Origin of the sequence: Gilliamella sp. CG13 (assembly GCF_046635805.1) — a bacterium.
In the GTDB taxonomy this organism is placed as follows: domain Bacteria; phylum Pseudomonadota; class Gammaproteobacteria; order Enterobacterales; family Orbaceae; genus Gilliamella; species Gilliamella apicola_I.
The window spans coordinates 1-12,098 of record NZ_JBIDFM010000010.1; the positions used below are offsets into that span (position 1 = coordinate 1).

Sequence of the window (12,098 nt, forward strand, 5' to 3'; positions counted from 1 at the left end):
AACATCGTTTGCATCGATAATGCACCAATAATGTAACTTTCACCACTACTTTTTATTTTTCGGATATTGCCTTCACTGCACGCTAAATCCTGCGCTATTTCACGTAAATTTTTAGGTTTGATAATTAATGTCGACGATGTTTGTGTTTTGCTTCGTTCAATATAAAGATGATCATCAACAATCATTTCGTCTCCGTAATAGAATTTAATTAAGACTTTTGCTTCTTCTTTTATTTTCGCGATTTTACTATTTTTTCATCGTTGAGATAATGCTATCTATTATTAACCCGTCTTTATCTAAACAGACCTGTTTATATTCCTTTTTTTGGGATTGATATAGACTAAATACTTTGCGTTGTTGATAAGCTTCTTTTCGAGCCCAATTACCCCAACGGGTTAATACTTGAGTAATATCATAATCAGCATTCAAACTCACTTTATTTAACCATTGTGTCGGTTTATTATTTTTTTGAATATTCAGATACGGTGCTGTCATTATTTACCTCATATATTTTCCATATAATTCCAATTTATAATGTTTAACTATTTATTAATCTGTGACTATTAACTTATTGTCATATGTTGAAAAACTCTTTTTTTAGTAACAATATCGATAGGATTAATTAAAAAAGGGGACGCGTTACGTTAATGTTTTGATATTTTCCCTTATTAAGATCATATTGATTTATGAGTCGTCGGCGATAATCATAGAGTTGTTCAACATGTTTCTCAGCGACTTTTATTTTTTCATCAAGTAAAGCTAATTGCTGTTCTGGTGTCATCGTGAAGTTTTCCTATTCAAAATAAAACACACCTATAATAACAATAGTTATCATTAAAATCAATAACTATTGTTATAAAAAATTAATGATAATCCTATAAAAACAAAATGTTTAAAGTTTTACACTAACATAATATTTTTATTAAAATTGGTGTCATACCTCCTCAACAAAAAAACATAAATTAACTTAATATCAATTATTTATTAATAAATATTACGACAACAAAAATAATGATCTAATATGTATAGTACAATTTACAATCAAAATAGTGGTATTTAATATTTGATTAAAACTGAAAAACAATAACTTTTAGCCTTGACTAAATTGATAACTTATATTATCATAAGCGTTATCAAAACTAATTGACTTACCATAAAGTTAGCAATACCACGAGTTACTAATGGGGTAAGAAGATTCAAGTAGCTAGCAGAGGCGTACGAACATACTGCAGTTTTGATACGGTACTTGATAGCGTATTTTAAAGTTACAATATTGAGTACCTGACAACTGGAAAGACAGTGGTAGTCCACATTTTTGCCCCTATATTGGGGCTTTTTTAACCTTATTAGGACTATTCAAATTTTTATAAAAAGGTTAAAACAATACAGTTAATGATGAAATCCAGCAAGATAACAAAAAATCATTTTGATCATAACTGTGATTTAATATAGACATTTTATTGGAAGAAAAAGGTAAAGTGATAAAGAGGTTACCTATCCTATTTTCATATCAAACTTGATAAAATCATTTTAATAGGTAACGCTACTTTTGAAGTATTAGTCAGTGTAAATTCATCCCTAATACTAGCTAAATAACAACCCTTGTTGAATGGGTTAAATACTCCTTATAATCATTATAAGTAAGTTCCGCAAACGGCTCTTTTTGCTTCATCTATACCCCAAGCACTAGGAAACGAAATCATTCCATCGTGACTTGAAACCAGAATAGCTTCTGAAATGGCTTCATTATTGTCATTAGTGGTGTTGTGAGATTCATTAGTATAATACCAACCAAATTTCCAATTAGATTTTGGATAAGTTACAATCAAACTATTATACTGTTGATTAAGCGATCTCCCCCACTCACTGAAGACACCATATCCAATTCCGCGTGTAAACACATTATAAATACGACCTTTCGCACCATCTAAATTTTTAGTCGAGAACTCGGATGAATTATTTAATTCTTTTCGGCTCAACAATTTTGAAGAACCTGTACATTGAGCCCTTGCATCGTTTTGATTTTGGAAAGATTGTAATTTTGGTTCAAGCCATAAATCAAGACTGAATGTATAATCATAATGGATTTTATCATCAGATTTTAAGGTTGCCGTTATAGTGACCGTTTTAGTAGGCTGGTTAAGCGTAATTAAACCATCTTTATCAACAGTAACAGAACTATTATTTGTCGTGAAGGTATAATCGTTTTGTACACCACCCATGACTAACTGAAATTGCGCACCGGCAAAACCTGTCGTTGGAAAATGTTTTTTAGATAAGGTAGGCGTCACTTTAAATCCTTGATTGAAGACATAATCTTCAGTTACTCCGCCACCTACTGCAAAATTAGGTTTATTTTTAGGAATGTTATTTATACCAATTCCGGTGAGATTCCACTTTTCATCATTCTCAGATTTGTCATTTTTAACTGAACGCCATTGAGTAAGTGGATCTGAGATAAGACTATAAGGTTTTGCAAAGCAAGTATTAGCGATAGCTATTTGATAAGTTTTTGTTATAGGCTGAGCACCCATTGATTGAGTTTCAATAAAATTGACAGGATCACTTTCATTAGGATCGCCAAATTGAGTATGAACTTTAATATCAGTCGCAGTGATTTCTAATTTTAACGGCATTTTATATTTGTTATGGCTACAAGCAATATTATTAAAATCTGCAGGATCGATTTTAACATTATTACTATCCTTCCAAACGTAATTTAATGTGTTGCTGATGGGTTGCTTAGGATCAAAAGCATCATTATTAATATCAAAATAATCACCCTTATTATCATCAATAGTTGTTCTAGGAACAAAATAACTTTTTATGACAAAATCATTTAAGTTAGTCGTATGATCAAAATATTTGGTGGTATTACTAGTGATGTTACCGGATATTTCATTGTAATCAGTACCGTTGTAATTAAAACCTAATTTATTAACGATCGATTCTGTTGCAAAAAAAATAGGTTTATCCCCTTTTATCGAATTGACGGTCGTTGTTGATAGTGCTGCATTAGCAGGATTAACTGAAATGAAAGCCAAAACTGCACTTAAATAACTCAATTTAGTTGCAGTCCTATTTTTTTTTAGCATAGATAATAAGCAATTTAAATGTGAACCTATATTCAATTTAGAGATAACTAAATGGTTAGGTTTGTATTCACTAAAATTTCGTGAATTAGGGTTGATAATGTGCTTCATATAGTTTTCTTCATTAACAAAATAACAAATCAATCACAAATCTTAAGATTGATTTAATAACTTCACATTCATCCAATTAATTTAAATGAAGAGGTGATCCTTTTAAATATTATTGATCGGATTTATCGATCCATCAACACCCAATCAATTTAAAATCACTATCAAAAATAATAAGATACTGCTATATTCCTTACATTATTTTCAATATGAGGAGATAATAAAATTGATTTAATAATTGAAAAATTTATCCACTTAATTTAAAAGAAGAGATAATCTTCAAAAATATTATTGATCGGATTTATCGATCTATCAATACACGATCAATTCAGAATCACTATCAAAACAACATAAAATCACGATATTTATGACATATTCGTTATAATGCAAACATAAAAACAGGTTAATCACATTAGTTCACACTTTAAAATAACATAATGAATAATATTAATTTATTTTTAAGCGTTTTATCTAGGTTTTATACAATTCATTTTCTTCAATAAATTTTTCCTATCAAAATTATAGGTTAAGTAAGTTACAATTTATTAAAACATATGTAAACGGATTGTTATGAATAAGTAAGCAATGTGTAATTTGTACAAAATGAATTCAAATATTTCAATGAGAATTTACCTAAGATTAAAAATATGATTAAAAAAGAAGATTTGATAAAAATGTTATTAATCATACCATTGACTAAAAACAATCATTCTCATCAATTAAATACATTTGATGACTAATTGATGAGAAAAATGTTATCTAGAAACTAATTTCTGTTCCAACAAAATAGCGACGTCCATCTAAGGTTTTACCAAAGTCTTCATTGTCAACATCTTTATCAAACAAGTTATAAATACCCGTGTAAATTTTTGCTTTCTTGTTGATTTGATACGCTGCTCCCATATCCCAGAACGTATATCCAGGATACGTGACATACCTACTTTGTTTACCCATTCGCTTATTGGCGTTTTCTTGTCCGTAGTATGCCATCTTAGCCCATAAGTCCCAATTATGACTGATGTACCAATCCAATTGCATATTAAATTTTTGTTTAGGTGTACGGTTTAATGCACGTCCTTTATTGATACCGGTTTTTTGTTCTGTCTTTGTCCATGAATAATTTGACGTCAACAAGAACTCATTAAACAATGGCGTTTTAAACGTTAATTCAACGCCTTTAAGATCGGCTTTATCGACATTTTCTCTGCCTTGAACAAAATCAAATTTTTCTTGGTAACCATTCACTTTACATTTACCTTTTCCAGCTGGTCCCTGACAAATGTAATAAGTTTGAATCTTATCTTTATATTTTGTATAAAACGCCGTGGCTGAAGCATCTATTCCATAATCATTAGTATAGCCCAGTCCAATTTCGATATTGTCTGATTTTTCAGGTTTTAAATTAGGATTTCCCAGTACCATTCCTTTATTACCCGTGCCGGAACCCCCTGTAACTTGTCCCCAATCAGCAACGACTTGCCGTAATTGTGGTGTTGCATAACCCGTTGAATAGCCGCCTTTGAGAGTGAAATTATCATCAATATTCCATACGCTATAAACTCTTGGATTCCAGTTGCTTCCATAGTTTTCATCTTTGTTATAACGTAATCCAACAGTTAAATTCCAATTTTCTAATAAACTTATTTCATTTTCAGCAAATAGAGCATAATTCCAACGATCTATTTTAGTTAATGTCTTCTTCAATTGATTACCTTTATCGTGTAACTCTTGGTAATTATATTTTCCCCCTACTGTTAACATATTAATATTAAGCGGAATTGTTACACGGGTATCAAGATCGGTATTTCGAATTTTCATCTTTCTTTCCGGGTTATTATTACCTTCATAAGCAATAAATGAAGTTGTCGAAATATCACCAAACAGCCCAGTATGAGTTAAACTATACGTATTACGGCGATTATCACGAGGAAAATCGCCTCTATTCTTAGCTCGGGTATTACCCGCTGTTGCCTTACTTTTTTGAATTGAACGCCCCATATCTAAATCAAATCGTTGCGTATCTGTTGCATTTAAAGACAGCTTACCATTTAGACTTTGAAGTTTTTGTTGGGCATGACCATTCAAAAATTTATCTTCATTTCGTTTTGAATATTGACCATATAGTTGGATGCCAACTCTATCATCAACAATCGGTCCCATGACTGAAAAACTTCCTGTATAAGTGTTTTTTTCTTCAGAACGATAAGGAATTACAGATTCTAAACGTAATCCTGCATGCCATTTATCTGACACTTTTTTGGTAATAACATTAATTACCCCACCCATTGCATCAGAACCATACAGTGATGACATAGGACCACGGACTACCTCAATGCGTTCTATCGCCGTTAATGGTGGTAACCAACCTTGTTCAAATCCGGAAACGTCACTATTTGGTCGCGTTTCTCGGGTGCTGACCTTTTTACCATCAACTAAAATCATCGTATATTTGGCATCCATACCTCGAATGCTTATATCTGTTGAATCACCGCTACCGGTAATGGTGACACCAGGAATATCTTTTAACGCATCAGTGACATCACGATACGATTTTTGACTAATTTCTTCTGAGGTAATAACAGAAATGGTTGCAGGGGCTTCTTTGATTTGCTGTGCAAAACCCGAAGCGGTAACAACCATTGTATCAGTATCTGAACTATTCACAGCGGCTAGTGCTGTACTTGATAATAATAAAAAACCTGAATTAATGACATAATTTGTCAGTTTAAATTTTAGCTTAACGTTCATTTATTATAACCCCATTATTTATAATGATATTTTATAATTACCCATGAGTATGAACACTACATTAGATGATAATAATTATCAATATCTTTTATTAAATTATTTTTCGCTAGACAAGCAACCTACTTTAAATGATAATAATTATTATTTACATTTAATATAAAGGGTGTCTATGAACAGAAAGAAAAAATTGCTGCTAAGTAGCATTGCATTAATAGTTTTGGGGTTAACCGGTTGTCAATCACCGTCGACAATGACTGTCACAAACAATAGTGAAACGATCATCGTACCTAAATCTCCGAAAAAAATTGTTGTCATGAATTATGGAGCATTAGATACATTAGATGCTTTAGGTAAAGGCTCAATAGTGACGGCAACCCCACAATCGGTCATTCCATCCTATTTGAATCAATTTAAAAGGGATGATGTGGTTGATACGGGTAATATGAAAGAACCCAATATAGATGCAATTAAACAAACTAATCCTGATCTTATTATTATTGATGGACGTCAAGCAAATAAAAAAGATGAGTTGTCAAAAATTGCCCCAGTGCTTAATTTAAGTGTTGATAGCAAACATTATTTTGAATCAACAAAAAATCATATCAATTTGTTAGCGAGCCTTACCGGAACCGAAAACACAGCAACTCAACTCATTGCTTCGCTCAATAACAAAATCAACCAAGCTCAAAGAATGACCTCAGCAAGCCCTAAAAAGGCCATTGTCGCTATTCACAACAATGGAAAAATGATTCTTATTAATAATAGCTCAAGTGCTGCGCTTATCCATGATGTATTAAAAGTCAAAAGAGCGGTACCACTTTTAGCTAACCAGCTAGCTACAAATGGAGAACGCCCAGCACCTACTTTTGTTGACGATAAATATATTAAAACCGTTAAGCCAGATATTATTTTTGTCATTGACCGAAGTCATGCTATTGGTCAACAAGCCATGAAAGCCAACTATTTTGATACAAAAGTTCTCAATAAAAGTAAAACCACCGTTGTCTATTTGACACCTGATCTTTGGTACTTATCTGGTGGTGGAGCAGAAAGTTTAGACCGTCAAGTGTCTGAAGTGCTCAATGCTTTAAACGATTAACATTTTGTTTAAATTAATTCATACAGCCCAATTAAAAGGCTGTATGAGTTAGCATTCAACGGATTTATCACATTAAATCGACCTGCCCACAAGTATTCTTAGGTCACAAAATTTGAGAAGTTAATATCCATCTATTAAGTTGTGCTCGCATGATTTCAATCAAATATGGTAAATTTAACAGGTCAAAATCCCACTTTATACACTTGCCTGACGTTACCACTTAAAACCCATTTTCTGTTAATTAAGAATTTGAAAATCAGTATATTTACAATGCTTAAATGTGTTAAAATGCCGACATTTTAAATTAACAACAACTAATTAATCGATAAAATTTATTTTATTATCAATTTAATTCCTCTTTAAATATTAAGCATTATTATAAATATTATGAATATGTCATCCCCTACTATTGGATTTGTGAGCCTTGGTTGTCCCAAAAATTTGGTTGACTCAGAGCGAATTTTAACTGAATTACGAACACAAGGTTATCAAGTAGTACCAAGCTACGAAAATGCAGATTTAGTTATCGTCAATACTTGTGGCTTTATTGATAGCGCCGTACAAGAATCGTTAGAAGCCATTGGCGAAGCTTTAAATGAAAATGGCAAGGTCATTGTGACAGGCTGTTTAGGTGCAAAAGAAGATCAAATACGTAATGTACATCCTAAAGTACTTGAAATATCGGGCCCCCATAGCTACGAGGCAGTACTTACTCATGTCAATAAATATGCCCCTAAACCCGCATATAATCCCTTTACCAGTTTAGTACCACAGCAAGGTGTGAAATTAACGCCTAAGCATTATGCGTATTTAAAAATATCAGAAGGTTGTAATCATAACTGTACATTTTGCATTATTCCATCGCTACGTGGCGAAATGGTTAGCCGACCAATTGGTAATGTACTTGATGAAGCAAAGCGATTAGCTGATAGTGGCGTTAAAGAGTTACTCGTTATTGCTCAAGATACTTCAGCATATGGTATCGATATTAAAAATCGTACCAACTTTTGGAATGGTATGCCATTAAAAACTGATATTCAAACGTTATGCGAACAATTAGCAACGTTAGGCATTTGGGTAAGGCTCCATTACATGTATCCTTATCCAAGTGTTGATAATTTGATCCCGTTAATGGCGGATGGGAAAATTTTACCGTATCTGGATATACCACTTCAACATGCCAGTCCTTCGGTTTTAAAATCAATGAAACGCCCAGGCACCATTGATAGAACACTTGAACGAATTCATAAATGGCGAGAAATCTGTCCAGATATTACTTTACGTTCAACGTTTATTGTTGGTTATCCAGGGGAAACAGACCAAGATTTCGAATTATTACTCGATTTTTTAAACAAAGCTAAGCTTGATCGTGTGGGATGTTTTCCTTATAGCCCGATTGAAGGTGCAGTAGCCAATCAGCTCGCGAATCAAATTCCGGAAGAAATTAAACAAGAACGTTTTCATCGTTTTATGCAATTACAGCAGACAATTTCTACCCAAAAATTACAAAATAAAATTGGCAAAACCTTATCGGTTATTATTGATGAAGTCGATGAAGAAGGCGCTATTGGACGCAGTATGGCTGATGCACCAGAAATTGATGGTGTTGTCTATTTAAATGAAGAAAAAAATGTTCACGTTGGTGATATTGTTCAAGTTGAAGTTGAACATTCCGATGAATATGATTTATGGGGAACTGTTAAACAGTAAACACATCCAATGAAACAACATTATCGAAACGAAATCAAAAAACTTATTGCCCTTTCGGTACCCGTACTGATAGCACAAATATCGCAAACAGCGATTACCTTCGTCGATACCATTATGGCTGGTAACTACAGTAACACAGCATTATCAGGGGTTGCCATTGCAGTCTCAATTTGGTTACCAACCATATTATTTGGACAGGGTTTACTTAGTGTCTTAACACCGATTATTTCCAATTTAAATGGGGCTGCTAAACGTCATCAAGTTGCTGATCACACTCGACAAGGAGTCGTTATTGCCTTGTTCTTATCAGTGGTAATGATGTTCATTTTATACCATTCAGATAAACTGATTAGTTTAAGAAGTTCAGTTGAACATCCTATCGATCCTGAAATGGTTGAAGTTGCCGTTTCTTTTTTACGTGCCATTATGTGGGGTGTTCCCGCGTTCTTATTATTTTTAGTTTACCGAAATCAGTGTGAAGGGTTATCCAATACCAAACCAGCCATGGTGATCATCTTTATTGCATTACTTGCCAACATTCCCATTAATTATGTATTAATTTATGGAAAATTAGGTTTGCCTGCTTTCGGTGGAGTTGGATGTGGCATTACCGCAGCGATTATATTTTGGCTAATGTTTTTTTTAATTCGCCTTTATACGTTAACCACCACTAGCCAACGTGATATTCGTATAACACCTTTCACAAAACTTATTGATTGGTCTATTATTAAAAAAGTTATCCTGTTAGGCACGCCTCTGGCATTGGCTTATTTTTTCGAAATGAGTTTATTTGCCGTCATAGCATTACTGATTGCCCCATTAGGTAAAATTACAGTTGCGGCACATCAAATCATATTTACGATTAGCAGTTTAACATTTGCCATTCCGCTTTCACTCGGTGTTGCTACTAGCATTCGTGTTGGTTATTTGTTAGGTCAAAAAAAGCTATCTCTTGCCAAACATACCGCGTATATAAGTTTAGCTATTTCGTTGGCTATAGCAATTATTGTCGCATTAATTTTGGTTGTCTTTCGAACACCAATCATTGCATTATTTACTAAAGAAGTTGCTGTCATTACGATATGTATGCACCTAATTATTTTATTAGCAATCTATCAGGCTTCTGATTATTTGCAAGTTGTAGCCAGCAATGTGCTTCGTGGTTATAAGGATACGCAAAGCATCTTCTTTATTACATTGCTTTCTTATTGGGTAGTAGGATTACCTGTAGGTTATATCTTAGGTTTAACCGATCTGATTATAGCGCCAATTGGGGCTGCCGGTTTTTGGATTGGCATTATTTTAGGTCTGGCAGTCGCCGCTATTTTATTAATAGCCAGAATGATCTATATCCAAAAACAGCCTGAAGCAATAATATTAAATCGATCATCAAAATAACGATTTATTGGCTAGTAAGCCACTTCCCATCTTAATATTTAACACTTATCAAATTAACCGATAAGTGTTAAATCATTAATAGCCTCTACTCCATAACAACTATTCAATACAGTTAACCATTTTTTAACTCAAACAGCTATTTTATTCCTTCGTTTAAGGCTGTTAAACGCCTTTTATTAGGTACATAAATGATAGAAAAATCATTTAGTTCAATTCAAATTGAATCAAACACAAAATGACGATATAAATTGATTAAATAATAATTCACTATATAATCACGTGCCTTGTAGATAAATTTAATATAGTGTAATAATGTTGTGAAGCTCTCTAAAAAAATTTTGTTTTCTCATTGTATTTGTCTTAGCCTTGCAGTCTTAGTCGTGTATTTATTAGGATATCCGAAAAGAATAGATCGTATATTGCTTACTTATTTTTCATTAATTTTCCTAGGCAGATTCACCATTTTTCGATTTTTTTTTGGTCTATCATTTGTTATAGCTGCTCTTTACTTTCCCATTGCTTATTATTACGGCCCTCCTAATGTAGCAGTAATAAGTGCTTTGTTTGAAACAGACATGGACGAAGTAAATGAATTCTGTTCGCAAATATCGACTTATCTATTTTTGATTACCTTCTTACTTCTAATCGCTTTTGTTCTAATATTTATCAAACTGCCATTTCCTACTGTTCACAATTATTACCTGATTATTTTTACATTGATTTTATTGTGCTATAAACCGATTAAAGCGTATATTAAGTTTATCCCGACCCCTTCTCATTCACTGTCTGAAGAGATAATGGATAATGTGAAATATCCTTTTTTTGAATTTTATAAAGCGCTTTTTACCAGTGGAAAAATTTATTGTTCCGAGAAAGAAGCACAACTTAAACAAATTGAACAACAAAATACGATTCCTATTTTATCGGTTAATCCAGACCACAAAAATTACCTTATCATTATTGGTGAAAGTGTCCGTAAAGATTATATGAATGCCTATGGATTTAGTTATGACAATACGCCTTTTGCCACTCAACATGCAAATGTGATATGGGATGGTTTAATCGCACCCGCTTCGAATACGCAAGCATCTGTCCCTCATTTGATTAGCCAAGCTATTTATTCAGATGATAAAATAGTGAATGCTCAGTTAAATAATAATATTGTTAGTATTGCTAACGATGCAGGATTTGAAACTTATTGGCTTTCTAATCAAGGCAAACTCGGAAAAATTGAGATTACCGTACCTCGCATTGCCGCTTATGCAAGCTATAACTTCTACACCAAAAAAGGGGAATATAATGGTAAGTCATCACACGGAAAACATGATACTTTACTATTACCAGAATTAGATAAAATATTATCAGATAAACAGGCTAAGCCAAGACTGATCGTCATGCACCTTATGGGATCTCATTCCAATTTTTGTCGTCGATTACAATTTGATATTCAATTCAATCTATATAACGAAAATATCTCTTGCTATGTCAGCAGTATAAAAGAAACGGACGACCTGATTAAATCAACAATTGATATACTAAAAAAACATAATGAAGATTATTCGCTTGTCTATTTTGCCGATCATGGTCTTACCCACTTGGATCAATATCAAGATTTAAGACATAACTGGGAATACCAAAATAGCTACGAAGTACCTTTTATTTTCTTTGATTCGAAAAGTACAACACAACAAAAAATTGAGAAAAAAATCTCAGGTTATCAGCTTGTTTACTTGTTAAGTAAATGGATGGGTATCACCTTAGATGTTTCACATGAATATATGCAAAACAAGTTGACAGATATACCACACCAAACAAAGATTAAAATTAAAGATTGGAAAAATGAGTTATATCCTTATGAGAAATTAAAAAAAGATCCGAATCCTTTTTTTATCAAATAAAATCATAATATCTTAAGATAGATGCCAAAAAAAAACGCCATTACC

9 protein-coding genes are annotated in these 12,098 nt (G+C 32.7%); 4 read left to right on the forward strand and 5 right to left on the reverse strand.

Annotation, left to right across the window (positions count from 1 at the left end; all coding sequences use genetic code 11):
* The 5 genes from ACGH6R_RS10475 to ACGH6R_RS10495 form a co-directional block, all read right to left on the reverse strand.
* A partial coding sequence (locus ACGH6R_RS10475; protein WP_411599737.1) for a hypothetical protein occupies positions 1-185 on the reverse strand: 185 nt, incomplete at its 3' end.
* Positions 186-246: 61 nt separating this feature from the next.
* Entirely contained in the window at positions 247-495 is a 249-nt protein-coding gene (locus ACGH6R_RS10480) for an antiterminator Q family protein (protein WP_411599738.1), read from the reverse strand.
* A gap of 127 nt (positions 496-622) precedes the next feature.
* A complete protein-coding gene (locus tag ACGH6R_RS10485) occupies positions 623-781 on the reverse strand; it encodes a hypothetical protein (protein ID WP_267360640.1) in 159 nt (52 codons plus the stop codon).
* Positions 782-1,634: 853 nt separating this feature from the next.
* Positions 1,635-3,203, reverse strand: coding sequence for a hypothetical protein (locus tag ACGH6R_RS10490; protein ID WP_411599740.1), 1,569 nt, complete (start codon positions 3,201-3,203; stop codon positions 1,635-1,637).
* 756 nt (positions 3,204-3,959) lie between these two features.
* Positions 3,960-5,948: a TonB-dependent receptor domain-containing protein gene (locus tag ACGH6R_RS10495; RefSeq protein WP_411599741.1), complete on the reverse strand. Its 1,989-nt coding sequence runs from the start codon at positions 5,946-5,948 to the stop codon at positions 3,960-3,962.
* 169 nt (positions 5,949-6,117) lie between these two features.
* On the opposite strand from ACGH6R_RS10495, the gene ACGH6R_RS10500 reads away from it, so the two are divergent.
* The 4 genes from ACGH6R_RS10500 (at position 6,118) to ACGH6R_RS10515 (ending at position 12,053) form a co-directional block, all read left to right on the forward strand.
* Entirely contained in the window at positions 6,118-7,047 is a 930-nt protein-coding gene (locus ACGH6R_RS10500; RefSeq protein WP_267349634.1) for a siderophore ABC transporter substrate-binding protein, read from the forward strand.
* A 393-nt stretch (positions 7,048-7,440) separates the two neighbouring features.
* Positions 7,441-8,757 carry a 30S ribosomal protein S12 methylthiotransferase RimO gene (gene rimO / locus ACGH6R_RS10505; protein WP_411599771.1) on the forward strand — a complete coding sequence of 439 codons (1,317 nt, stop codon included), beginning with the start codon at positions 7,441-7,443 and terminating at the stop codon, positions 8,755-8,757.
* 9 nt (positions 8,758-8,766) lie between these two features.
* Entirely contained in the window at positions 8,767-10,155 is a 1,389-nt protein-coding gene (locus ACGH6R_RS10510) for an MATE family efflux transporter (RefSeq protein ID WP_267349637.1), read from the forward strand.
* Positions 10,156-10,730: 575 nt separating this feature from the next.
* Positions 10,731-12,053 (forward strand): phosphoethanolamine transferase, encoded by a 1,323-nt coding sequence (locus tag ACGH6R_RS10515; RefSeq protein ID WP_411599743.1) that lies wholly within the window; start codon positions 10,731-10,733, stop codon positions 12,051-12,053.
* Positions 12,054-12,098 lie beyond the last annotated feature (45 nt).